The organism is Streptomyces sp. NPDC041122, assembly GCF_055592445.1.
This window is the reverse complement of sequence record NZ_JBVIYQ010000014.1, coordinates 1-23869: the sequence shown is the minus strand read 5'-3', so window position 1 is coordinate 23869 and position 23869 is coordinate 1. Positions and strand designations below refer to the sequence as shown.

Below are 23869 nucleotides of genomic sequence, written 5' to 3'. Positions count from 1 at the left end.
AAGCCCGGTAACGGGTGGAGGTGACTGGTACTAATAGGCCGAGGGCTTGTCCTCAGTTGCTCGCGTCCACTGTGTTGGTTCTGAAACCACGAACAGTTGTGTCGGCTGAACAGCGTCACTATCTAAATTGAAAAGTGTGCTTGTTCGCTGCCCTGTTTGAGATCCTGCGTCTCCGTAGGATATTTCATAGGGTTTCGGTGGTCATAGCGTGAGGGAAACGCCCGGTTACATTCCGAACCCGGAAGCTAAGCCTCAAAGCGCCGATGGTACTGCAGGGGGGACCCTGTGGGAGAGTAGGACGCCGCCGAACAATCTTTGGAGGACCCTTGGTCCCAGCGTCCACGCTGGGACCAAGGGTCCTTTTTGTTTTTGTCGAAGCGCGCCGACATGCCGGCTGCGCGAGAATGACTGCGGTACCGAAGACTAGGAGTCACCGATGTCCCCCAACTCTCCCGACGAGCGACCGGAGCGCGACGAGCGCCGCCGGGACGGTGGTGACCGGGGCGGATACCGCGGAGCTCCCCGTCGTGACAACGACCGTGGTGACCGTGGTGGCTTCCGGCGCGACGACAACCGTGGCGGTGGCGGCTTCCGTGGCCGTGACGACCGTCGCGACGACCGGCGCGAGGGCGACCGGGACCGCGGTGGACGTCCCCCGTTCCGGCGTGATGACCGGCCCAGCGGTCCGCGTCGTGACGGCGGCGACCGTGGCGGCTTCCGCCGCGATGACAACCGTGGTGGCGGGGACCGTCCCGCTTTCCGTCGTGACGACCGTCGCGATGAGCGTCGTGACGGTGACCGTCCGGCTTTCCGCCGCGATGACCGGCGTGACAACGACCGCCGCGATGACCGTGGTGGCTTCCGGCGCGACGACAATCGCGGTGGCGGCGGCTTCCGTGGGCGTGATGACCGGCCCAGCGGTCCGCGTCGTGACGGCGGCGACCGTGGCGGCTTCCGCCGCGATGACAACCGTGGTGGCGGGGACCGTCCCGCTTTCCGTCGTGACGACCGTCGCGATGAGCGTCGTGACGGTGACCGTCCGGCTTTCCGCCGCGATGACCGGCGTGACAACGACCGCCGCGATGACCGTGGTGGCTTCCGGCGCGACGACAATCGCGGTGGCGGCGGCTTCCGTGGCCGTGACGACCGCCGCGACGACCGCCGTGACGGTGACCGCGGTGGCTTCCGGCGTGATGACCGGCCCAGCGGTCCGCGTCGTGACGGCGGCGATCGTGGCGGCTTCCGCCGTGACGACAACCGCGGCGGTGGCGGGGACCGTCCGCCCTTCCGCCGTGACGACCGTCGCGATGAGCGTCGTGATGACCGGCGTGACAACGACCGCCGCGATGACCGTGGCGGCTTCCGGCGCGACGACCGGTCCGGTGGTCCGCGACGCGATGACCGCTCGTACGACCGCCGCGACGGTGACCGCGGTGGCTTCCGGCGCGACGACAACCGTGGCGGTGGCGGCTTCCGAGGACGCGACGACCGGGGCCGTGGAGACGACCGCGGGCGTGGTCCGCGCGACGACCGCGGCGGGCGCCCCGGCGGGTTCCGTGGCCGTGACGACCGCCGTGACGACCGCCGCGACGGCGACCGTGGCGGATACCGCGGCGGACGTGACGACCGGGACCGCGACCGCGAGCCCATCAAGCGGCTGCCGATCCCGGACGACGTCACGGGTCACGAGATCGACAAGGACGTACAGCAGGAGCTGCAGAGCCTCCCCAAGGGGCTTGCCGAGGACGTCGCCAGGAACCTGGTGATGGTCGCCAAGCTCATCGACGAGGACCCCGAGCAGGCCTACGCCTACTCGCGGATCGCCCTGCGGCTGGCCTCCAGGGTCGCGGCCGTGCGCGAGGCCGCAGGCTTCGCCGCGTACGCCAACGAGAAGTACAGCGAGGCGCTCGCCGAGTTCCGTGCCGCCCGGCGCATGACCGGCAGCGTCGAGCTGTGGCCGGTCATGGCGGACTGCGAGCGCGGCCTCGGCCGGCCCGAGAAGGCGCTGGAGATGGCGGGCGCCCCCGAGGTGCACAAGCTCGACAAGGCGGGCCAGGTCGAGATGCGGCTCGTCGCCGCCGGCGCGCGCCGCGACATGGACCAGATCGACGCCGCCATCGTCACGCTGCAGAGCCCCGAGCTGGCCTCGAACTCCGTCCAGCCCTGGACGGCCCGACTGCGGTACGCGTACGCCGACGCGCTGCTCGCGGCCGACCGCGAGGACGAGGCGCGCGAGTGGTTCGCGAAGGTCGTCGAGTCCGACAAGGACGGCAGCACCGACGCCTCCGACCGTCTCGCCGAGCTCGACGGCGTCGAGTTCGTCGACGCGCTGGTGGAGGACGAGGAACGGGACGTGGACGCCGTGGACGGTGACGTCGAGGCTCCTGACGCTCCCGCCGCTTCTGCCGCGTCCGAGGCTTCCGAAGCCACCGCGGAGCCGGTCCGTCGGGACGTCGACGAGGACTGATCCGGCGCGGCCGCACGGCTCGACGACAGGAGAAAGGGCGGGCTCCCCGGAAGGGGGGCCCGCCCTTTCCTGCGTGCGCCCCCGTCTCCGCCGGGGACGTGGCCATAATGGGTCGCACCGCATCGAGGAGATCACGATGGCCAAGTACCTGCTGCTCAAGCACTACCGCGGAGCCCCGGCCCCGGCGAACGACGCGCCGATGGACCAGTGGACCCCGGAGGAGCTCGCCGCCCACTCGCAGTACCTGCGGGACTTCGCGGACCGGCTGGTCGAGAGCGGTGAGTTCGTCGACAGTCAGGCACTCGCGCCCGAGGGTTCCTTCGTGCGGTACGACGGAGAGGGCCGGCCGCCCGTGACGGACGGGCCGTTCGCCGAGACCAAGGACCTCATCGCCGGGTGGATGGTGATCGACGTCGACAGCCACGAGCGCGCCCTCGAACTGGCCGGGGAGCTGTCCGCCGCCCCCGGCGCGGGCGGCAAGCCGATTCACGAATGGCTCGAGGTGCGCCCGTTCCTGCCCGCGCACTGTGCCACCACGGAGTGACCCCGGCGATGGACGAGGCGCTGCTGCGCGGCCTGACGCCCGGTGTGCTCGGGGCCCTGGTCCGCCGCGGGGCCGACTTCGCGGCCGCCGAGGACGCGGTGCAGGACGCGCTGGTCGAGGCGGTCCGCGTGTGGCCCGGGGACGAGCCGCGGGACCCCAAGGGCTGGCTGATCACCGTGGCCTGGCGGAAGTTCCTCGACGCGACCCGGGCGGAGACCGCCCGGCGCCGGCGTGAGGAGCGCATCGAGGAGGAGCCGGCGCCCGGCCCCGCGCCCGCCGTGGACGACACGCTCCAGCTCTACTTCCTGTGCGCCCACCCGTCGTTGACGCCCTCGTCCGCCGTCGCGCTGACGCTGCGTGCCGTCGGCGGGCTCACCACCCGGCAGATCGCACGGGCCTATCTGGTCCCCGAGGCGACCATGGCGCAGCGCATCAGCCGGGCCAAACGCACCGTGTCCGCCGTGCGGTTCGACAAGCCCGGCGACGTCGCGACCGTGCTGCGCGTCCTCTACCTCGTCTTCAACGAGGGGTACTCCGGCGACGTCGACCTCGCCGCCGAGGCCATCCGGCTCACCCGGCAGCTCGCGGCCGCCATCGACCACCCCGAGGTGGCGGGGCTGCTCGCCCTCATGCTGCTCCACCACGCCCGGCGCGCCGCCAGGACCGCGCCCGACGGCGGCCTGGTGCCGCTCGCCGAGCAGGACCGCGGCCGGTGGGACACGGAGGCGATCGCCGAGGGCATCGGCATCCTGCAGGCGGCCCTCGCCCGCGACCGGCTCGGCGAGTTCCAGGCGCAGGCCGCCGTCGCCGCGCTCCACGCGGACGCGCCCTCCGCCGAGGAGACCGACTGGGTGCAGATCGTCGAGTGGTACGACGAGTTGGCGCGGCTCACCGACAGCGCCGTCGTCCGGCTCAACCGCGCGGTCGCCGTCGGTGAGGCCGACGGTCCCCGCGCGGGCCTCGCCGCGCTCGCGGCGCTGGACGACTCGCTGCCGCGGCACACCGCCGTGGCGGCGTACCTCCACGAACGCGACGGTGACCTGGCGACGGCGGCGCGGCTCTACGCCGAGGCGGCTCGCCGGGCGCCCGACGCGGCCGAGCGCGACCATCTGACGCGGCAGGCCGCCCGTCTCGACGCCCGCGCGGAGCGCTGACGTTCACGGCCGCCGGGCCGCCGGGCCGGCGGCCGACGCACGGCGGACCGTCAGGACGTGAGGTCCCGCAGGACCAGGCCGGTCGCCGGCTTGGGGCCGAAGGACGTCGACTTGCGCGGCATGGTGACGCCTTGGCGGGCCAGGTCGCGGACGACCTCCTCGCGCACCGGGTGCATCAGGACCGCCGTACCGCCGTCGCGCTCGGCCTTCTCGACCGTCGCCGCCGTGTCGTGGATGTACGCGATGTGGTCCGGGGTGTCGGGGATGCGCCACACGTGGTCGAGGAGGGTGGCGTGCAGGACTGTCGCGTCGAGGGTGCGCCAGGCCCTCGGGCGGTCGGCCGGGACCGTACGGGCCAGGAGGTCCGCGGACGGCCTGTCGACGAGGTGGAAGGCGCCGTCGCCCGCCAGGACGAAGGCGTTGCCCTGGGCGGCGGCCTCGCCGAGCGCGTCGAGCGCCTGGTCGAGGGTGCCCTTCAGGGTCTGGACGCGGAAGTCGTCACCGAGGGCGCGGAGGGCCTCGGACACCGGCAGCCGGTGGAGGTAGCGGTGGATGGCACGCACCCGCAGCGGGTAGCGGGCGGTGTCCACCAGGAGCACCAGGCCGTAGTCCCAGGCGCTGGGCGAGGGGTGCTCGGCGCGCAGCCGCAGGTTGGTGGCCCAGCGGTGGTGGCCGTCGGCGATCAGTGCCTGGTGGCGGGCGAGGTCCGAGTGGATCTCGGCGATCTCCGCGGGATCCGTCACCGACCACAGGCGGTGGTGGAAGCCGTCCTCCGTGGTGGTCGACAGGAGGGGCGCGCGGCGCGCGGCGCGCTCGACGACGGCCGCCGCGCCCCTCGGTCCGTCCGCCTCCTCGCCGCGGTAGGTCAGCAGGAGCGGTTCCAGATTGGCCGAGGTGGCCCGCATCAGGGCCGCCCGGTCCTCGACGACGTGGGGCATGACGCCCTCGTGCGGCAGGACGACGCCGTCCGCCGCCTCCGACAGGCGCAGGGCGCCGATGATGCCGCGCTGGAGGATGTCGTCGTCCCGCTGTTCGTAGACGTACAGGCCGGGCTCGGCGTCGGGGGCGAGGACGCCTTCGGCGAGCCAGCCGCGCAGGGTGTCCGCGGCCTGCTGGTTGCGGGCGGCGGGGGTGGTGGCCTGCGGCAGGATCAGCCGGACGATGTTGTGCGGGTCGGCGGACTCCAGGTGGAGCAGGCCGTCAGGCCGGACGACCACGTCGTACGGGGGAGAGGTCACCGCGGCGAGCCGTCCCACCTGTTCGGGGACGTACCGCACGCCCCGGAACGGGACCAGGTCGAGGCCGGTGTCGTCGCTGTGACCCGCTGTGTTCATTAGGGCATCGTATGTGTGTCAGTGGCATAAGCGATGATCGGGGGAGTCGGATCGAGCGAGGAGCGATGTGTAATGAGCCAGACCGCGGACCGAGGCGCCGGCCGGGACGTCAGGACGCGTCCCGCGGGCAGTGAGCGGGCGCTGAGCGAGCTCTACGACACGGCTCTGCTCGACCTGGACGGGGTGGTGTACAAGGGCGGGCACGCCATCGACCACGCGGTCGAGTCACTGGGCACCGCGCGCGAGGGCGGCATGCACCTGGCGTACGTCACGAACAACGCGCTGCGCACCCCGGACGCGGTGGCGGAGCACCTGACGGAGCTGGGCATCCCGGCCGAGGGCGCGGACGTGATCACGTCCGCGCAGGCGGTGGCCCGGCTGGTGAGCGAGCAAGTGCCGAAGGGCGCGCGGGTGTTGGTGATCGGTGGCGAGGGGCTGCGGGTCGCGCTGCGCGAGCGGGGGCTTGCGCCGGTGGAGTCCGCCGACGACGACCCGGTGGCGGTGGTGCAGGGGTACGGGGGGCCGGACCTGGCGTGGTCGCGGTTCGCGGAGGCCTGTTACGCGATCGCGCGCGGCGTCCCGTGGTTCGCGTCGAACACGGATCTGACGATCCCGAGCGCACGCGGCATCGCCCCGGGCAACGGCGCGGCCGTCGATGTCGTACGGATCGCGACGGGCGCCGAGCCCCAGGTGGCGGGCAAGCCGCTGCCGCCCATGCACCGCGAGACGATTCTGCGGACCGGCGCGAAGAAGCCGCTGGTGGTGGGCGACCGCCTGGACACCGACATCGAGGGCGCGAGCAATGGCGAGGTGGACTCGCTGCTGGTGCTGACCGGTGTCACGGACGGCGCGCAGCTGCTCGCGGCCCGGCCCGAGCACCGGCCGACATATGTGGCCGAGGATCTGCGCGGGATGCTCACGGCCCAGCCCGAGGTCGCCACGGGCGACGACGGGTTCGGCTGCGGTGGGTGGACCGCTTCGGTGCGGGACGGGGAGTTCGTGCTGGAGGGGGACGGCGAGGCCGTGGACGGGCTGCGGGCGCTGTGCGCGGCGGCCTGGACAAAGGCCGGGGACGGCGCGTGCGAGCTGGACGGTCAGAAGGTGCTGGCGCGGCTCGGGCTGTGAGGCCGCGCGGGGCGGGGAGGGTGTCCAGGGGCAGGGAGGGCGCCCGGACCGCGCCCGGCAGGGCCGCGCGAGGGTAGGCTAACCTAACCAGGTGTTGGTCGACAGTCCTTCAGAAGTCCGCGCGGAGGCCGCCTCCGCGCCCCCGGAACGCCGCGCGCTACGCGGCGCCGGGTTGCTCGTCTCGGTGGCTGTGCTGCTGGCCGTCTTCCTGGCGAGCATCGCGGTCGGCGCCAAACCGCTGTCTTTGGACCAGGTCTGGCACGGGCTGTTCCAGGACTCCGGGACGTACGCGGACGTCGTCGTCGGCGAGCGCCTCTCGCGCACCCTCCTCGGGCTCCTCGCCGGCACCGCACTCGGTCTCTCCGGCGCCGTCCTCCAGGCGCTCACCCGCAACCCGCTGGCCGACCCCGGGCTCCTCGGCATCAACCTCGGCGCCTCCGCCGCGGTCGTCAGCGCGATCAGCTTCTTCGGCGTCACCTCGCTGAGCGGCTACGTATGGTTCGCCTTCGTCGGGGCCATGCTCGTCGGCGTCCTGCTCTACATCCTCGGCGGCGCGCGCGGCGCGACCCCGGTACGGCTCGCGCTCGCCGGCACCGCGATCAGCGCGGCGCTCTACGGCTATGTCCAGGCCGTCATGATCACGGACGGCGCCGCGCTCAACAAGATGCGCTTCTGGACGGTCGGCTCGCTGGCCTCCGCCACCATGGACACCATCGAGCAGGTGCTGCCCTTCCTCGCGGTCGGCATCGTGCTCGCCCTCGGCCTGGCCAGGCCGCTCAACGCCATGGCCATGGGCGACGACACCGCCCGCGCGCTCGGCGCCCACCTGGGCCGCACCCGCGTGCTGTCCATGGCGGCGGCCACCCTGCTGTGCGGGGCCGCGACCGCGGCCTGCGGCCCGATCGTGTTCGTCGGCCTGATGGTCCCGCACATCGTGCGCTCCTTCACCGGGCCCGACATGCGCTGGATCCTGCCGTACGCGGCCGTCCTCTCGCCGGTGCTGCTGCTCGGCGCGGACGTCGTCGGCCGGATGGTGGCGCGGCCCGCGGAGCTCCAGGTCGGCATCGTGACCGCGGTCATCGGGGCGCCGGTCTTCGTCCTTCTCGTACGCCGGCGGAAGATGGCCCAGCTGTGAAGGCACTACGTACCCGGGGCGGCCTCTCCGTCCGCCTCGACGTCCGCACGGCCGTGGTCGTCACCCTGCTCGTCGCCGCCGCGCTCGTCGCGGGCGTCGTCCTGATCGGCACCGGCGACTTCGACATCCCGGCCGCCGATGTCGTCCGCACCCTGCTCGGCAACGGTGACGCGGGACAGGAGTTCATCATCGACGAACTGCGCCTGCCGCGGGTCCTCGTCGGCCTCCTGGTGGGCGCGGCGCTCGGCCTCGGCGGCGCGCTCTTCCAGTCCATCGCCCGCAACCCGCTGGGCAGCCCGGACGTGCTGGGCCTCGGGCAGGGGTCGACCGCGGGCGCGCTCACCATGATCGTGCTGTTCCAGGGCAGTGCGGTCGAGGTCGCGGGCGGCGCGCTGATCGGCGGCCTCTGCACCGGCCTCGCCATCTATCTGCTCGCCTGGCGGCAGGGCGTGCACGGCTACCGCTTCGTCCTGGTCGGCATCGGCGTCTCCGCCTTCCTCACGGCCGTCAACGGCTATCTGCTCACCAAGGCCGACTTCGTCGACGCGGCCCGCTCCGTCGTCTGGATGACCGGCTCCCTCAACGGCCGCGACTGGGACCAGGTCTGGCCACTGCTCGCGCTGTGCGCCGTCCTCGTACCGCTGGTGCTCGTGTACGGGCGTCCGCTGCGGATGCTGGAGATGGGCGACGACGTCGCGAGCGCCCTCGGCGTGCCCGTGGAACGCACCCGCTTCGTGCTGCTCACCGCCTCCGTGCTGCTCGTCGCCGCCGCCACCGCCGCCGCCGGACCGGTCAGCTTCGTCGCGCTCACCGCGCCGCAGCTGGCCCGCCGCCTCACCCGCTCGCCGGGACCCAACCTCATGCCCGCGATGTGCATGGGCGCCGCGCTCCTGATCGTCGCGGACTGGGCATCGCAGCGCGCCTTCGGCGCCGACCAGCTGCCCGTCGGCGTGGTGACCGGCGTGCTCGGCGGCGTCTATCTGCTGTGGCTGCTCATCACCCAGCGCAAGGCGGGGCGGATATGACCGAGAACCACCTTCAGGACCAGGAGCGTGCTGCTGTGAACCGGCTCATCGCCGACGACGTCACCCTCGGCTACGACCAGCGCGTCATCGCGGAGAAGCTGTCCGTCGAGATCCCCGACCACTCCTTCACCGTGATCGTGGGCCCCAACGCCTGCGGCAAGTCCACGCTGCTGCGGGCGCTGTCGCGGATGCTCAAGCCCTCCGAGGGCCGGGTGCTGCTCGACGGGAACGTCATCCAGTCGATGCCGGCCAAGAAGGTCGCGAGGACGCTCGGCCTGCTGCCGCAGTCGTCCATCGCCCCCGACGGCATCACCGTCGGCGACCTCGTCGCCCGCGGCCGCTACCCCCACCAGGGGCTGCTGCGCCAGTGGTCGCGGGAGGACGAGCGGATCGTGGACGAGTCCATGGCCTCGACCGGGGTGCGGGACCTCGCCGAGCGGTACGTCGACGAACTCTCCGGCGGGCAGCGCCAGCGCGTCTGGATCGCCATGGCACTCGCCCAGCAGACCCCGCTGCTGCTCCTCGACGAGCCGACGACCTTCCTCGACATCCAGCACCAGCTCGACGTCCTCGACCTGTGCGCGGAGCTCCACGAGGAGCAGGGCCGCACACTCGTCGCCGTCCTGCACGACCTGAACCACGCGGCCCGCTACGCCACGCACCTCATCGCCCTGCGGGACGGCGCGGTGCTCGCCGAGGGGCCGCCGTCCGAGATCGTCACGGCGGAACTGGTCAGGGAGGCCTTCGGCATCGACTGCCGGATCATCGAGGACCCCGAGACGGGCACACCGCTGGTGGTCCCCGCGGCCCGCGCGGGCCGCGGGGCGCCGGCTAGAGCAGCGTCCTGAGCCGCAGCAGGTCGCGGAAGCCCGCCTCCAGCCTGACCCGGCCCGAGGCCCAGGCCTTCGCGAAGTTGAGCTCGCCCGCCACCATCGCGACCAGATCGTCGCCGGTCATCGAGAGGCGGATCTCCGCCTTCTCGCGCGGCGGCCCCGGGTGGTCGTCGAGCACCGTGATCCGGCCGTTCTCGAGACGGCCCGTGAAGGTGACGTCGAGATCGGTGACGCGGCAGCTCAGCGAGCGGTTCAGGGCAGCAGCACTGCGCACGTCGCCGTCGGCCGACGCGAGATTGTCGGAGAGTCTTTCGAGTGCCGCGCGGCACTCCGCCATGGTCGCCATCGCGGTCGACCGTACCCCAGGCCTTCGCGGTAGCGTCGTGCCATGAGCGACTCATACGCGGGCCCCGAAGCGCACGAAGGGGAGTCGGCTCCTCCGGAGGACCGGGCCCCGGAGGAGGCGTCGTACGACCCCGCCGCCCCCGCGGCCCTCGGCGTCGAGCGCGCCGCCACCGGCAACGCCGATGTGGACGCGGCCCTCGCCCGGCTCGGCGACGCGGACCACCTCGCCACGGACGGCCACGTCGAGGTGTACGAGGATGTACACCGGGGCCTGCGCGACGCGCTGACCGCGCTCGACGCGCGCCCCGGTCCGCCGGCGCCCTCCGGGGCGACCACACCGTCGTACGACAGGAGCTGAACCGAACGTGGCAGGAGTGGCACGACGCCGCCTCGACGCCGAGCTCGTCCGCAGGAAACTCGCGCGCTCGCGCGAGCACGCGAGCCAGCTGATCGCCGCAGGCCGGGTCGCGGTCGGTAAGACCGTCGCGACCAAGGCGGCGACGCAGGTGGAGACGGCCGCCCCGATCGTGGTCTCGCAGGACGACAGCGACCCCGACTACGTCTCGCGCGGCGGCCACAAGCTCGCCGGCGCCCTCGCCGCCTTCGGGCCGCTGGGCCTGGTCGTCGAGGGGCGGCGCGCGCTGGACGCGGGCGCGTCCACCGGCGGCTTCACCGACGTGCTCCTGCGGGCCGGCGCCACGCACGTCGTCGCCGTCGACGTCGGCTACGGCCAGCTCGCGTGGTCCCTGCAGAGCGACGACCGGGTCACCGTGAAGGACCGTACGAACGTACGCGAGTTGACGCTCGAAGCCATCGACGGGACCCCCGTCGACGTGGTCGTCGGCGACCTCTCCTTCATCCCGCTCGGCCTGGTGCTGCCCGCCCTGGTGCGGTGCGCGGCGCCCGACGCGGACCTCGTCCTGATGGTCAAGCCGCAGTTCGAGGTGGGCAAGGAACGGCTCGGCAGCGGCGGTGTGGTGCGCAGCGCCGAGCTGCGTGCCGAGGCCGTGCGCGGGGTGGCGCGGCAGGCGTGGGGGCTCGGCCTCGGGGTGCGCGCGGTGACCGCGAGCCCGCTGCCGGGACCGTCCGGGAACGTCGAGTACTTTCTGTGGCTGCGCGCCGGGGCCGATGAGCTGGACCCGGCGGACGTTGACCGTGCCGTGGCGGAGGGGCCCCGTTGACCCAGACCCGTAAGACCCAGACCAGAGCGCGTACCGTCTTCCTGCTCGCGCACACCGGGCGTCCCGCGGCGATCCGCAGCGCCGAACTCGTCGTCGAGGGGCTGCTGCGCAGCGGTCTGGGCGTGCGGGTCCTCGAGGCGGAGGCCGTGGACCTGCCGCTGCCCCCCGAGGTCCAGCGGGTCAAGGAGGCCACGGCCGAGTGCATCGACGACTGCGAGCTGATCGTCGTCCTCGGCGGTGACGGGACGCTGCTGCGCGGCGCGGAGTTCGCGCGCGCCTCCGGGGTGCCGATGCTCGGCGTGAACCTCGGCCGTGTGGGCTTCCTGGCGGAGGCCGAGCGGGACGACCTCGACAAGGTCGTCGACCGGGTGGTCACCAGGACCTACGAGGTGGAGGAGCGCATGACGATCGACGTCGTCGTGCGCCGCAACGGCGACATCGTGCACCGGGACTGGGCGATGAACGAGGCGGCCGTGCAGAAGGTGTCGCCCGAGCGGATGCTGGAGGTCGTCCTGGAGATCGACGGCCGGCCCGTCACCGGGTTCGGCTGCGACGGCATCGTGTGCGCCACCCCGACCGGCTCGACGGCGTACGCGTTCTCGGCGGGCGGGCCCGTGGTGTGGCCGGAGGTCGAGGCGCTGCTCATGGTGCCGATCAGCGCGCACGCCCTGTTCGCCAAGCCGCTGGTGACCTCGCCCGACTCGGTACTGGCCGTCGAGGTCCAGCCGCACACGCCGCACGGGGTGCTGTGGTGCGACGGGCGGCGGACCGTGGAACTGCCCTCGGGCGCGCGGGTGGAGGTGCGCAGGGGCGAGGTGCCGGTGCGGCTGGCGCGACTGCATCACGCGTCGTTCACGGATCGGCTTGTCGCCAAGTTCGCGCTGCCGGTGCAGGGGTGGCGGGGCGCACCGTGACGCTCCGCTGGGCTCGGCGGTGACGCTCCGGGGGGCCTACCGGTGGGGTGCGCGGTGCGGGTGGTGAGTGGCTCGTCGCGCAGTTCCCCGCGCCCCTCACGGGGCGGGTTACGTCGAGCTGAGGACGGAGACCGGGAGGCGGCGCATCGTCGTGTGGACCGGGACGCCCGTCGCCAGCAGGGTGAGGAGCAGGGTGCCCGTCGCCAGACCGGTCGGCACCGGCCACGGGAGGTACGGCAGCGCTGAGCCGAACGCCGTGCCGAGGATCGGCGCCAGCGTGCCCAGCGCGATCGCGGTGCCGAGCAGCAGCGCGGTCCCCGCGACGACCACGGCCTCCCAGGCGGCCATCGCCGATACCTGCGCGCGCCGGCTCCCGATGACCCGCAGCAGCGCGACGTCGCGGCGCCGCTCGAAGGAGAGCATGGCGAGCGTGTTCGCCGCGGCGATGGCGGCGAAGCCCGCGTACAGCCCCGTGCCCACGTAGTCGAGCCAGACCTCGCCCGTGCCGCCCGCCGAACCGGTGTGGTGCTCGGCCGTCGTATGCATGCCGATCTTGGTGAGGCCGAACCCCACGACCAGGACGAGCGGGACGACGGCGGCGGAGAAACGGCGGGGCTGCGAGCGGACGTTGAGCATCGCGAGCCGCGCGCTCGGGCCGAGCCGGCCCACGGCCGCGGAGACCAGCCAGGCCGCGGGGCCGACGATGCGGGGGCCCAGCAGTCCCGCGCCCACGCAGAGGAGGATGAGGACGAGGAACGCCCCCTCGCCCGCCTCGTCGGCCGGCTGCCGGGACAGGAGTACGGCGACCGCGCACCCACCCGCCACGGCGAGGACGCCCAGGGGCGCCCGCAGGACCCCGAGGCGCCGTCGGCCCGTCGCCGCCTCGGAGAGGGCCCGGGCCGGGCGGAGCAGTGAGAAGCGCACCGCCGAGACCAGCGCGGCCAGCGTCGTCGTCACCACGGCCACGCCGACGCAGACCGGCAGGGCGAGCCAGCTGAAGCGGAAGCCGGCCTCGGCCGGGAGGAGCCCGTGGCCGACCATGCCGGCGTGCCACCAGCGGGCGCCGAGGCCGCCGAGCGCGAAGCCCGCGAGGGCGGCGGGCACCGACGCGGTGAGGGCCTGGACGGCCACGGCGCGGCGGATCTGGCGGGGCCTTGCGCCGATGGCACGGACCATCGCGAGCTCGCGGTGCTGCTGCGCGACGGCCGTCCCCATGGTCGACGCGACCACGAATATCGACATGTAGATGGAACCGATCAGAAGGACGACCGCCATGTCGGCCACGCCGTTCTCCGCGATCTGCTCGCGTGCGGCGGTGGAGAGTCCGCCGGGGATGTCGGGGCGCTTCGCGCTCGTCGTGCCGAGCATCATCGTCGACGCGCTCACCACGGTCGCCGCGAAGAGCGCGGCCACCGCGGTCCCCACGAATGCCGGTCGGTGCGCGCGCAGCGCCGCCCATGCCAGTCCTGTCGCCATGTGGATCATGGTGGCGGCGAGGGAGGGGGCGGGCCATCCGGTGGGCCGGTGGATCTTGGTGGGGACAACCCCACCTCCGCGCTCGCGGGGCGCCGGTGAAGGCCTCGCGGCGTCCCCTCGGAGGGTGACACCGCGTCTTCGGAGACCTGCGCAGCCTGCGTCTTCACCGACCGACACAGGGGCGACGTCGCGGGGCACCCGGGAAACCTCGTATGGTCAGGTGCGTGTTGGAGGAGATGCGGATACGGTCGCTCGGAGTCATCGACGACGCTGTCGTCGAGCTCTCGCCAGGCTTCACCGCCGTGACGGGTGAGACCGGCGCGGGCAAGACGATGGTGGTCACCAGCCTTGGCCTGCTGCTCGGCGGGCGCGCGGACGCCGCCCTGGTGCGGATCGGCGCCAAGTCGGCGGTGGTGGAGGGGCGCATCACCGTGCCCGCCGACGCCCCGGCCGTCGTACGCGCGGAGGAGGCGGGGGCCGAACTGGACGACGGGGCGCTGCTCATCAGCCGTACCGTCTCGGCGGAAGGACGCTCCCGGGCGCACCTGGGCGGGCGCTCGGTGCCGGTGGGGCTGCTGTCCGAACTCGCCGACGACCTGGTCGCCGTGCACGGCCAGACCGACCAGCAGGGGCTCCTGAAGCCGGCGCGACAGCGCGGCGCGCTCGACCGGTACGCGGGGGACGCGGTCTCCGTGCCGCTCGCCAAGTACACCGCCGCGTACCGCAGGCTGCGGGCCGTCACCGCCGAGGTCGAGGAGATCACCACCCGCGCGCGCGAGCGGGCGCAGGAGGCCGATCTGCTGCGCTTCGGACTGGAGGAGATCGGGGCGGTCGAACCCCGCGCGGGGGAGGACACCGAACTCGCCGCCGAGGCCGAGCGGCTCGGCCACGCGGAGGCCCTCGCCTCCGCCGCCACGTCCGCGCACGCCGCACTCGCCGGCAACCCCGAGGACCCCGAGGGCGTCGACGCCTCGACGCTGGTCGCGGGCGCGTCCCGGGCGCTGGAGGCCGTACGGTCCCACGACCCCGCCCTGTCCGCGCTCGCCGACCGCCTGGGCGAGATCGGCATCCTCCTCGGCGACGTGGCGGGCGAGCTCGCCGGGTACGCCGACGACCTCGACGCCGACCCGCTGCGGCTCGCCGCGGTCGAGGAGCGGCGGGCCGCGCTGACGCAGCTCACCCGGAAGTACGGGGCGGACATCGACGCCGTCCTCGCCTGGGCGGAGGAGAGCGCGGCGCGCCTCACCGAACTGGAGGGCGACGACGACCGGTTGGGCGAGCTGGTCGCCGAGCGGGACGCGTTGCGCGCCGAACTCGCGGGGCTCGCACAGGCGCTGACCGACGCGCGTGAGGAGGCGGCGTCGCGGTTCGCGGCGGCGGTCACCGAGGAGCTGGCCTCGCTGGCGATGCCGCACGCGCGCGTGTCGATCGCCATCAGCGCCACGGAGGTGCCGGAGGGCGGTGACGGCGTGCAGGTCGGCGGCCGCACGGTCGCGTACGGCCCCGCGGGCGTCGACGAGGTCGAACTCCTCCTCGCCCCGCATCCGGGAGCGCCGCCGCGGCCCATCGCGAAGGGGGCGTCGGGCGGTGAACTGTCCCGGGTGATGCTGGCCGTGGAGGTCGTCTTCGCGGGGACGGACCCGGTGCCGACCTACCTCTTCGACGAGGTGGACGCGGGCGTCGGCGGCAAGGCGGCGGTCGAGATCGGGCGGCGCCTCGCGCGGCTCGCGAAGTCGGCGCAGGTCGTGGTCGTCACGCACCTGCCGCAGGTGGCGGCGTTCGCCGACCGGCAGCTGCTGGTCGAGAAGACGAACGACGGGATGGTGACCCGGTCCGGGGTGCAGGTCCTGGAGGGCGAGGACCGGGTGCGGGAGCTGTCGCGGATGCTGGCGGGCCAGGAGGACTCGGAGACGGCACGGGCGCACGCGGAGGAGCTGTTGGCCACGGCTCGGGGGGACGGGTAACGGATTCTGGCGGGGGCGCCCTGGGGCCCTGGGGTGCAGGCACGCCCACCCACCCGCCCCTGCTCCAACCCTGCCTCGCGGGCACGCGCCGTGGAGCGGCGGGACTGATTGCAAGTCGTGGGTGGAGAGGGGAGAAACCACCCCCGGCCCCTCCCCGCGCAGCGGGGGTTTCCCAGCCTGCATAGGGTGAGGGCGTGAAGTCGGTCCCCGTACGCGCCGCCGCCCTGAGCGCCGCCGCGACCCACGCGGCCACCGCCGCCCTGCGGTACCTCGCGCCCGGCGGGAGCGCGCGGTGGGAGCGGGCCAACTTCGCCGGGCGGACCGTGGAGTTGTACGCCGGGCCCGCCGCCTGCGTCGGCGCCGTCGCCGGCGTGGCCGCCCTGCCGCCCGGCCCCCGTGCCGCCGCCACCCTCGCCGTACTCGCCGGCGGGGCCTGCGGCGCGTACGACGACATGGCGGCCCGGGACGACCCGCGACGCGGCTTCCGCGCGCATCTGCGGGCGCTGCGCCACGGCGAGGTCACCAGCGGGGCCGTGAAACTCTTCGGGGTCTGCGCGGCCGGTCTGGTCGCCGGCGCGCTCCTCAAAAAGCGGCCCGTGGACAAGGCCCTCGCGGGAGTGGTCATCGCGGGAAGCGCGCACTTCGTCAACCTCCTCGATGTACGGCCCGGCCGCGCCGGCACCGCCGTGCTCGCGCTCGCGGCGCCCGGCCTGCTGCGCGAGGGGCCCGCCGTGGGCCTCGCCGCCGCGGCGACGGGCGCGGCCGCCGCCGTCCTGCCCGCGGACATCGGGCAGCGCGCGATGATCGGCGACGCGGGTGCCCACGCGCTGGGCGCGGCCCTCGGCACCGCCGTCGCCGCGGGCAACGGCCGCGCGGGCCTCGCCGTGCACGCCGCGGCGCTGGTGGCCGCGGCGGCGTTCGGGGAGAAGGTCAGCGCGGCGGCCGCCCGCGGAACCGGCTCGTGACCCCCGCGTACAAACCTCACCACTCTCACCCGTGTGGGTGATACCGCCCATCGAGTTGCCCGGCGACATACGGAAGTGACCTTTCGGCAGTGCCGGAACGCCCGTGCGGGCTGGCATCCTTGGCGCAGCATCTGCCCGAGTACCAGTCCGAGCACCACCACCGACGCAGACCCAGGAGCCCCGGCCACGTGAGCCACGTGAGCAGCCACTCGCCGCACGGACAGACGCCGCTGCACACCGTTCAGGTCCTCGGCGGTGGCAGCGCGGGCAGCAGCGCGCACGTCAGATCGCTGGCCGCGGGCCTCGCTGCCCGGGGCGTGCGGGTCACCGTGTGCGCCCCCGACGAGGCGGACCGCGTCTACGGCTTCACCGCCACCGGCGCCCGGCACGTCTCCGTGCCCCGCAGCGGCGACCCCGCCTCCGTGGCCGCCCTCCGCGCCGCCTGCGCCGATGCCGACCTCGTCCACGCGCACGGCCTGCACGCCGCCCTCCGCGCCGCGGTCGCCCTCACCGGGCGCCACACCCCGCTCGTCGTCACCTGGCACACCCGCGCGCACGCGGAGGGCGCCCGGGCCCGCGTCCTGCGCCTGCTGGAGCGGCGCGTCGCCCGGGCCGCCGCCGTGGTCCTCGGCACCTCGTCCGACCTCGTCGACCGGGCCCGCAGCAGAGGCGCGCGCGACGCCCGCCTCGCCGCCGTCGCCCTGCCCGCGCCCCGCAGCCCGGAGACCGCCGAGGAGGCCGACATCCTCCCGCACAAGGCACGTGCCGAACTCGGCGCCGTGGAGCGTCCGTTGATCCTCGCCGTCGGCGCGCTGGAGCGGGACCGCGGCTACGACCTCCTCCTCGACGCCACCCGCGCGTGGCGCCACCTCGACCCGGTGCCCCTGCTGCTCGTGGCGGGGGAGGGGCCCGAACGCACCGTTCTGCAGCGCCGCATCGAGGACGAGCAGCTCCCCGCCCGGCTCATCGGGCGCCGTGACGACGTCCCCGATCTCCTCGCCGCCGCCGACGTCGCGGTGCTGCCCAGCAGTTGGGAGTCCCGCTCGGTGCTCGCCCAGGAGGCGCTGCACGCGCGCGTACCGCTCGTCGCGACCGCGGTCGGCGGCATCCCCGAACTCGTCGGAGACGCCGCCGAACTCGTCCGCTACGGCGACGTGGACGCCCTCTCCAGTGCCGTCGTACGCCTGCTCGCGGACCCCGTCCGGCGGGCCGAACTCGCGGACAGGGGCGCGGCGCAGGCCGCCACCTGGCCGACCGAGGACGAGACGGTCACCCAAGTCCTCAGCGTCTACGACGAGTTGACCCAGCCCCTGCCGTACGGGTGACTCCCCGCCCTGGCCGTACGGCCGTCGGCGGCTCTACGCCACGTGTCTGCGCGCCCGCAGCGCGAGGCTGAGCGCGAGGACCGTCTGCGGGTCGTCCAGGTCCGTGCCCAGCAACTCGCTGATCCGGGCGAGGCGGTTGTACAGGGTCTGCCGGTTGAGGTGCAGCTCGCGCGCCGTCTCCGCCTTGCGGCCCGCGTGCGCCAGATAGGTCTGGAGCGTGGGCAGCAGCGGCGGCTTCGAGCGCTCGTCGTGGGCGCGCAGCGGGCCGATCGCGCGGTCCACGAACGCCGCGAGGACGCCGTCCTCGTCATGGCGGTGCAGCCGCCACAGCAGCAGGTCTATGTCGAGGCGCCGCGCGTCGTACCAGGGGCGGTCGGGTAGGCCCCGCGCGGCCGTCGCGGTCTCCGCCGCGTGCCGCAGGCCCGACGCCGCCGCGGCCCAGCCGCCCGCGACGCCGACGACCACGACCGGCGGCTGCGCGCCCGGCCGCCGCATCCCGGCCCGCTCGACGCCGGCCCGCAGCGCGGCCGCGACCCGGTCGGCCACCGCCGTCCGCTCGGACTCCGAGCGCAGGCCCAGCAGCAGCGGTACCCGGCCCTCCACGGGACGTACGCCCAGCAGCGCGGGCACTCCCACCGACGCCAGCTCCTCGGCGACCGCCCGGGCCAGCACCGCCCAGCCCCCGCCGGTGGGCAGCCCGTCCGCGATCCGCATCACGACCGGCAGGAGCGGGCTGCCGGCCGGGGCCGGCTTGAAGCCGAGGACGCGGGCCTGCGCGGGGGCGTCGTCGGCGGTGATGCGGCCCTCGGCGAGGTCGGTCAGGAAGTCGCCGCGCCCGCGCGCGGCGAGCTCCTCCTCCTGGCGGGCCTGCATCAGCACCACGGCCAGGCTGCCCGCCGCCCGCTCCGCCGCGATGCGGTGCACCGGCTGCGGCGCGGACTCCACGGCGAGCAGCACGAGGCGGGCCCGCACGGACCCCGCGCCCGGCCCGCCGCCCGGCACGTCGACGAGGACCGCGCTCGCGGGCGGCCCCTCCCGGTCCACCGGACGCCCGCGCAGCCCCTCCCACACCTGGAGCGGGTCCGCGCACTCCGTGCCCGCCCCGGCCGCGTACAGGAGCTGCCCGTCCGCCGTCTCCAGGAACACCGGGTTGCCGCTGAACTCGGCGAGGATGCCGAGGACCTGCGGGATGCCGCCACCGCCGAGCAGCGCCTCCGTGCAGCGCCGGTGCACCTCCTCGGCCTGCTGCAGCAGCGCGTAGTGGCCGTTGACGATCTCGGTGTGCACCTCTTCGGTGACCGTCACGAACGGCACCTCGCGGTGCAGCTGGACCAGCGGCAGACCGGCGGCCCGCGCGGTCTCCACCAGCGCGGCGGGCAGCCGCGTGAAGCGCGGGCCCAGCTCGACGACGAGCGCCGCGATGCCGCGTTCGGCGAGCCTGCGGACGAAGGCGCGCTGCTCGGCGGGGCGGGCGCCGAGCCCGAGCCCCGTGGTGAGCAGCAGTTCGCCGCCCTTGAGCAGCGAGGCCATGTTGGGCACCTCGCCCGCGTGCACCCACCGCACCGTCCGCTGCAGCCGCTCCGCGCCCGCGACGACCTCGGGGAGCCCGCCGCGCAGCCCCGGAAGTTCCAGCGCGCGCTGCACCGTGATGCCGCCCTGAGTGCCCTGACTGTCCATGGCGCGGACGCTACCGGGGCGCACGGGACGGGAACATCCCGGCCGGGGCGGTGGCCCGGTCCACGGCCCCGACCGCCCGGTAACTCGTCGCCTCGGCGCGGCACTTGTCCGCCCCGCCGTCAGCTGTGGTGTACCTCACACACGTATGGGGCGGCCGGCCAGGCGCGGTCGTCCACGGTCAGAAAGGGCTCGCCCGCCACGGCGGCCGGGGTCGCTCCGGTGAAGGCCACGACGTCCCGGTGCAGATGTGACTGGTCGCAGTACCCGGTGTCCGCCGCGACCCCGGCCGGCCCCGCCCCGGCGACCAGGCGGTGGACGGCGTGGTCGAAGCGGACCAGCTTCGCAGCCTGTTTGGGCGGCATGCCGAGGTGGTCCCGGAACCGGGACCACAGGCGCTTGCGGCTCCACCCGAGGTCGTCCGCCAGCCGCTCCACCCGTACGAGGCCCCCGCTGCCGACGATGCGCCGCCAGGCCCAGTCCACCGCCGGATCCACCGGCGCCCGGCCCGCGCACCGGCGGGCGAGCTCGGACTCGGTGTACGCGAAGCGCTCCTCCCAGGAGCCGAGGCCGGCCAGACGCTCGCTCACCTCCGCCGCACGGCGGCCCCACACGTCGTCGAGTCCGGCCACGGCCCCGTCGAGCTCGGCCGGGGAGACGCCGAGGATCGCGCCCGCGGCCGGCGGCGAGAGCCGCACCTGTACGCAGGCGACGTCCTCGCCCCACGCCCGTACGGCACCGCCACAACCGAAGCCGGGCCCGGCGACCAGGCTGCCCCGGTGCCGCCGCCCGGCACCGTCGTCCACGGCGGGCCGGCCGGGACCGAACTCCAGGACCAGCATCACGGCCGGGTGCGGCACGATCCGCAGACCTCCGGCGAGCGGACCGGACACCCGGAACCCCGCCATGTCGACGCCGGCCACCCCGACCCGCCGCCGCGGGCGCGCGACGTCCCACGCGGCGGGATCGTCACGCCTCTGCGCGGTGCGCCCCATCACTCCAGGCTACGCGGGCGGGGCGGGGAACATTCGTCCAATCCGGCGACGGGCCGCGGTGGAGACAGTCGCTCCATGACCACCTCCGAGAAGCAACCCCGCGACCAGGACGAAGTCGTCTCCGAAGAGGCCCTTCTGCCCCTCGAACACGGCGATCTCCACGTCCGTCAGGACGGCCCGCGCGCGGCCCCGGTTCTCCTGCTCCTGCACGGCTCCGCCACCACCAGCAGCTCCTGGAACGCCCTGGTCCCGCTGCTGACCGAGGCCCACCGCGTCATCCGCGTCGACCTGCCGGGCCACGGCCGCTCGGCCGAACCCGTGGGCCGCGGCTACGACACCACCGGCCTCGGCCGGACGCTCGGCGCGGCCCTGGACCGGCTCGGTGTCCCGCACGCCACCGTCGTCGGCCACTCCAGCGGGGGCTACGCCGCCACCGCCCTGGCCGAACAGCGACCCGATCTCGTGAGCGCCCTCGTCCTCATCAACACCGGACCCGGCCTGCACGCCTACAGCGCGCCGGAGACGGCCGCCTTCGACCCCGCTCAGTGGCCGCCGACCGACGAGCAGCTCCGGCACTTCGCGAGCAGCGGCTTCCGCGCTGGCTACGAGGTCCCCCAGGACCTCGTCGACGAACTGCGGGAGAGCCGGATCCAGGCGGTCACCGCGGCCATGCGGGCGTCGACCGCGTATCTGGGCGAACGGGCGCTCCCCGAACGGCTCGCCGCCCTCGGCAAGCCGCTCAAGGTGATCTTCGGCGACCAGGACCGCCGCTGGCGTCCCGCGTCCGCGGCCGACTACCGCACCGTCCCCGGCGCCTCCGTCACGATGCTGCCCGGCGCCGGCCACACCCCCATCCTGGAGGAGCCGTCCCGCACCGCCGCCCTCGTCCTGGCCTTCACCCGGAGCCACGCCCCGCGAGCCGCCGGCGCCACGTGAGGCGTGAGCGGAGGAACACGGTGCCCCCGCCGGCATCCGACGGGGGCACACGTGACGTGGCGTCAGCAACCGGCCGCTATCCGCCGTACGCCCCCGAAGCCGTCAGCCGCAGCGCCGTGTCGATCAGCGGCACGTGGCTGAACGCCTGCGGGAAGTTGCCGACCTGGCGCTGCGCGGCGGAGTCCCACTCCTCGGCCAGCAGACCCAGGTCGTTGCGGAGCGCGAGCAGCCTCTCGAAGAGCTTGCGCGCCTCGTCGACCCGGCCGATCATCGCCAGGTCGTCGGCCATCCAGAACGAGCAGGCGAGGAACGCGCCCTCATCGCCCTCCAGGCCGTCCACGCCCTCGTCGTCACCGGACGTCGGGTAGCGCAGGATGAACCCGTCGGGGGTCGACAGCTCCCGCTGGATCGCCTCGATGGTGCCGATCACGCGCTTGTCGTCGGGCGGCAGGAAGCCCATCTGCGGGATCAGCAGCAGCGAGGCGTCCAGCTCCTTGGAGCCGTACGACTGCGTGAAGGTGTTCCGCTCCGGGTCGTAGCCCCGCTCGCACACGTCCCGGTGGATGTCGTCGCGCAGGTCGCGCCACTTGTCCAGCGGGCCGTCCGCGTCACCGGACTCGATGAGCTTGATGGTGCGGTCCACCGCGACCCAGGCCATCACCTTGGAGTGCACGAAGTGGCGGCGCGGACCGCGCACCTCCCAGATGCCCTCGTCCGGCTCGTCCCAGTGGTCCTCCAGATAGCGGATCAGCTTGAGCTGGAGGAGCGCGGCGTAGTCGTTGCGGGCCAGGCCCGTCATGTGCGCCAGGTGCAGGGCCTCGGTGACCTCGCCGTACACGTCGAGCTGCAGCTGCCCCGCGGCGCCGTTGCCCGCGCGGACCGGCTGCGAACCCTCGTACCCCGGCAGCCAGTCGAGCTCCGTCTCGCCGAGCTCGCGCTCGCCCGCGATGCCGTACATGATCTGCAGGTTCTCCGGGTCGCCCGCCACCGAGCGCAGCAGCCACTCGCGCCAGGCGCGGGCCTCCTCGCGGTAGCCGGTGCGCAGCAGCGAGGAGAGCGTGATCGCGGCGTCGCGCAGCCAGGTGAAGCGGTAGTCCCAGTTGCGCGAGCCCCCGATGTCCTCGGGCAGCGACGTGGTGGGCGCCGCGACGATCCCGCCGGTCGGCGCGTACGTCAGCGCCTTCAGGGTGATCAGCGAACGGATCACGGCCTCCCGGTACGGGCCGTGGTACGTACAGTGCTCCACCCACTCCCGCCAGAACGTCTCCGTGGCGGTGAGCGCCGCCTCCGGCTCGGGCAGCGCGGGCTGGTCCTTGTGCGAGGGCTGCCAGGAGATCGTGAACGCGATCCGCTCACCCGGCGCGACCGTGAAGTCCGAGTAGGTCGTCAGGTCCTTGCCGTAGGTCTCGGCGGTCGTGTCGTGCCACACCGAGTCGGGGCCCGCGACGGCCACGGTGCGCCCGTCGACCTTGTGGACCCACGGCACCACCCGGCCGTAGCTGAACCGCATGCGCAGCGCCGAGCGCATCGGCACCCGTCCGCTGACGCCTTCGACGATGCGGACGAGCTGCGGCGCGTCGGTGTCGCGCGGCGGCATGAAATCGATCACGCGGACGGTGCCGCGCGTGGTGTCCCACTCGGATTCGAGCACCAGGGAGTCGCCGCGGTACGAGCGGCGCGTGGCAGCGGGTGGCTGCGCGTCCGGGTTGTGGGCCGGCCCCAGGCGCCAGAAGCCGTGCTCCTCGGTGCCCAGAAGGCCGGCGAATACGGCGTGGGAGTCGAAGCGGGGCAGGCACAGCCAGTCGACTGTGCCGTCCCGGCAGACCAGGGCGGCGGTCTGCATGTCTCCGATGAGTGCGTAGTCCTCGATGCGCCCGGCCACGTCTATCTCCAGTCGAACGGCCACGTTCGCCCCGCGGGGCGCTTACAGGTCAGCGGTCAAGTGATCGTTGACGAGCGCTTGTTCCGGGTGCAGGGCGGGATGGTGCCGTGTGCCGGAGGGGGCTCGGCAGCGAGTGTCCGAGCAGGATACGACGCACCCCGGTGATCTGCGCGCCCCTCCCGGCAACGAGCCTCCGCCGAACGGGTGAGCGGCAGGTGAGAGGCGGTGCGCCGGGGAAAAGTAGCAGCGTGCGCGGCCCGTTCCCCGGTCCTCGGCGTGCGTGTCCCGTGACCGATTTGTGTGTGTCCGGTGGCGGAGCGTGGCCGGAAGCGGTCCCGGTCCGGCGCTGATACCCTGGTAGCCCGTGAGCCGGTGGTCATAGAACCCCCGAACCGCAGCGACGGCACCTCCCCGAATCCCTGGTGAGGCGGCCGGTACGCACCTCCAGACCGCGACCACGGGAGCCCCCTCTTGGCCATGCAGCCCAAATCCAAGACGACCAAGCACATCTTCGTCACCGGGGGTGTCGCCTCTTCCCTCGGCAAGGGTCTGACTGCCTCCAGCCTGGGTGCGCTCCTCAAGGCGCGTGGCCTGC

General features: G+C 74.0%; 22 protein-coding genes and 1 rRNA gene. 16 read left to right on the top strand and 7 right to left on the bottom strand.

Annotation, left to right across the window (positions count from 1 at the left end; all coding sequences use genetic code 11):
- Window positions 1-193 precede the first annotated feature (193 nt).
- Window positions 194-310, top strand: a 5S ribosomal RNA gene (gene rrf / locus ACZ6B8_RS37300).
- Window positions 311-430: 120 nt separating this feature from the next.
- On the opposite strand, the gene ACZ6B8_RS37295 is transcribed toward rrf, so the two are convergent.
- Window positions 431-1687: a hypothetical protein gene (locus tag ACZ6B8_RS37295; RefSeq protein WP_471610115.1), complete on the bottom strand. Its 1257-nt coding sequence runs from the start codon at window positions 1685-1687 to the stop codon at window positions 431-433.
- Here ACZ6B8_RS37295 and ACZ6B8_RS37290 point away from each other — a divergent pair.
- The 3 genes from ACZ6B8_RS37290 (at window position 1658) to ACZ6B8_RS37280 (ending at window position 4165) form a co-directional block, all read left to right on the top strand.
- Window positions 1658-2467, top strand: a complete 810-nt coding sequence (locus tag ACZ6B8_RS37290; protein WP_471081318.1) for a tetratricopeptide repeat protein — start codon at window positions 1658-1660, stop codon at window positions 2465-2467. The genes ACZ6B8_RS37295 and ACZ6B8_RS37290 overlap by 30 nt on opposite strands.
- A 136-nt stretch (window positions 2468-2603) precedes the next feature.
- The gene (locus tag ACZ6B8_RS37285; RefSeq protein WP_471079998.1) at window positions 2604-3011 is read left to right on the top strand and encodes a YciI family protein; all 408 of its coding nucleotides are present in this window, start codon (window positions 2604-2606) and stop codon (window positions 3009-3011) included.
- 8 nt (window positions 3012-3019) lie between these two features.
- Window positions 3020-4165 carry an RNA polymerase sigma factor gene (locus ACZ6B8_RS37280; protein ID WP_471610113.1) on the top strand — a complete coding sequence of 382 codons (1146 nt, stop codon included), beginning with the start codon at window positions 3020-3022 and terminating at the stop codon, window positions 4163-4165.
- A 50-nt stretch (window positions 4166-4215) separates the two neighbouring features.
- Here the strand turns inward: ACZ6B8_RS37280 and ACZ6B8_RS37275 are convergent, their stop codons facing one another.
- Window positions 4216-5499: a DUF1015 family protein gene (locus ACZ6B8_RS37275; protein ID WP_471080004.1), complete on the bottom strand. Its 1284-nt coding sequence runs from the start codon at window positions 5497-5499 to the stop codon at window positions 4216-4218.
- A gap of 72 nt (window positions 5500-5571) precedes the next feature.
- Between ACZ6B8_RS37275 and ACZ6B8_RS37270 the strand changes: the two genes are divergently transcribed.
- From ACZ6B8_RS37270 to ACZ6B8_RS37255, 4 genes are all read left to right on the top strand, one after another.
- Window positions 5572-6624, top strand: a complete 1053-nt coding sequence (locus tag ACZ6B8_RS37270) for an HAD hydrolase-like protein (RefSeq protein ID WP_471610112.1) — start codon at window positions 5572-5574, stop codon at window positions 6622-6624.
- 91 nt (window positions 6625-6715) lie between these two features.
- Window positions 6716-7759, top strand: coding sequence for a FecCD family ABC transporter permease (locus tag ACZ6B8_RS37265; RefSeq protein WP_471080011.1), 1044 nt, complete (start codon window positions 6716-6718; stop codon window positions 7757-7759).
- Window positions 7756-8784 carry a FecCD family ABC transporter permease gene (locus ACZ6B8_RS37260; protein ID WP_471610111.1) on the top strand — a complete coding sequence of 343 codons (1029 nt, stop codon included), beginning with the start codon at window positions 7756-7758 and terminating at the stop codon, window positions 8782-8784. Before ACZ6B8_RS37265 ends, ACZ6B8_RS37260 begins: the two co-directional genes overlap by 4 nt.
- On the top strand, window positions 8781-9632 hold the full coding sequence (locus ACZ6B8_RS37255; RefSeq protein ID WP_471080017.1) for an ABC transporter ATP-binding protein: 852 nt from the start codon (window positions 8781-8783) through the stop codon (window positions 9630-9632). The genes ACZ6B8_RS37260 and ACZ6B8_RS37255 overlap by 4 nt, the downstream gene beginning before the upstream one ends.
- Here the strand turns inward: ACZ6B8_RS37255 and ACZ6B8_RS37250 are convergent.
- On the bottom strand, window positions 9616-9963 hold the full coding sequence (locus ACZ6B8_RS37250; RefSeq protein ID WP_471080020.1) for an alkyl sulfatase C-terminal domain-containing protein: 348 nt from the start codon (window positions 9961-9963) through the stop codon (window positions 9616-9618). The two genes, ACZ6B8_RS37255 and ACZ6B8_RS37250, sit on opposite strands and share 17 nt — an antisense overlap.
- Window positions 9964-10005: 42 nt before the next feature.
- Here ACZ6B8_RS37250 and ACZ6B8_RS37245 point away from each other — a divergent pair, with 42 nt between their 5' ends.
- From ACZ6B8_RS37245 to ACZ6B8_RS37235, 3 genes are read left to right on the top strand one after another with little or no spacing between them, the layout of a single operon-like run.
- Entirely contained in the window at window positions 10006-10320 is a 315-nt protein-coding gene (locus tag ACZ6B8_RS37245; RefSeq protein ID WP_471610110.1) for a hypothetical protein, read from the top strand.
- Window positions 10321-10327: 7 nt separating this feature from the next.
- Window positions 10328-11143, top strand: coding sequence for a TlyA family RNA methyltransferase (locus ACZ6B8_RS37240; RefSeq protein WP_471610109.1), 816 nt, complete (start codon window positions 10328-10330; stop codon window positions 11141-11143).
- A complete protein-coding gene (locus ACZ6B8_RS37235) occupies window positions 11140-12057 on the top strand; it encodes an NAD kinase (RefSeq protein WP_471080030.1) in 918 nt (305 codons plus the stop codon). The genes ACZ6B8_RS37240 and ACZ6B8_RS37235 overlap by 4 nt, the downstream gene beginning before the upstream one ends.
- Window positions 12058-12165: 108 nt before the next feature.
- On the opposite strand, the gene ACZ6B8_RS37230 is transcribed toward ACZ6B8_RS37235, so the two are convergent.
- Window positions 12166-13533 (bottom strand): FtsX-like permease family protein, encoded by a 1368-nt coding sequence (locus ACZ6B8_RS37230; RefSeq protein WP_471610108.1) that lies wholly within the window; start codon window positions 13531-13533, stop codon window positions 12166-12168.
- A 212-nt stretch (window positions 13534-13745) separates the two neighbouring features.
- Between ACZ6B8_RS37230 and recN the strand changes: the two genes are divergently transcribed.
- From recN to ACZ6B8_RS37215, 3 genes are all read left to right on the top strand, one after another.
- Window positions 13746-15497, top strand: coding sequence for a DNA repair protein RecN (gene recN / locus ACZ6B8_RS37225; protein ID WP_471610107.1), 1752 nt, complete (start codon window positions 13746-13748; stop codon window positions 15495-15497).
- A gap of 194 nt (window positions 15498-15691) precedes the next feature.
- Complete coding sequence (locus ACZ6B8_RS37220; RefSeq protein WP_471610106.1) at window positions 15692-16462, top strand: hypothetical protein; 771 nt, start codon at window positions 15692-15694, stop codon at window positions 16460-16462.
- A gap of 188 nt (window positions 16463-16650) precedes the next feature.
- Complete coding sequence (locus tag ACZ6B8_RS37215; protein ID WP_471080043.1) at window positions 16651-17787, top strand: glycosyltransferase family 4 protein; 1137 nt, start codon at window positions 16651-16653, stop codon at window positions 17785-17787.
- A 33-nt stretch (window positions 17788-17820) separates the two neighbouring features.
- On the opposite strand, the gene ACZ6B8_RS37210 is transcribed toward ACZ6B8_RS37215, so the two are convergent.
- Window positions 17821-19464: a PucR family transcriptional regulator gene (locus ACZ6B8_RS37210; protein WP_471080046.1), complete on the bottom strand. Its 1644-nt coding sequence runs from the start codon at window positions 19462-19464 to the stop codon at window positions 17821-17823.
- A gap of 119 nt (window positions 19465-19583) precedes the next feature.
- The gene (locus tag ACZ6B8_RS37205; RefSeq protein WP_471610105.1) at window positions 19584-20456 is read right to left on the bottom strand and encodes an AraC family transcriptional regulator; all 873 of its coding nucleotides are present in this window, start codon (window positions 20454-20456) and stop codon (window positions 19584-19586) included.
- Window positions 20457-20531: 75 nt separating this feature from the next.
- Between ACZ6B8_RS37205 and ACZ6B8_RS37200 the strand changes: the two genes are divergently transcribed.
- The gene (locus ACZ6B8_RS37200; protein ID WP_471610104.1) at window positions 20532-21392 is read left to right on the top strand and encodes an alpha/beta fold hydrolase; all 861 of its coding nucleotides are present in this window, start codon (window positions 20532-20534) and stop codon (window positions 21390-21392) included.
- 76 nt (window positions 21393-21468) lie between these two features.
- Here ACZ6B8_RS37200 and ACZ6B8_RS37195 read toward each other — a convergent pair whose 3' ends face one another.
- Entirely contained in the window at window positions 21469-23280 is a 1812-nt protein-coding gene (locus tag ACZ6B8_RS37195) for a glycoside hydrolase family 15 protein (protein WP_471610114.1), read from the bottom strand.
- 471 nt (window positions 23281-23751) lie between these two features.
- On the opposite strand from ACZ6B8_RS37195, the gene ACZ6B8_RS37190 reads away from it, so the two are divergent.
- Window positions 23752-23869: hypothetical protein (locus ACZ6B8_RS37190; RefSeq protein ID WP_469256272.1), on the top strand; the 118-nt coding region annotated here is incomplete at its 3' end.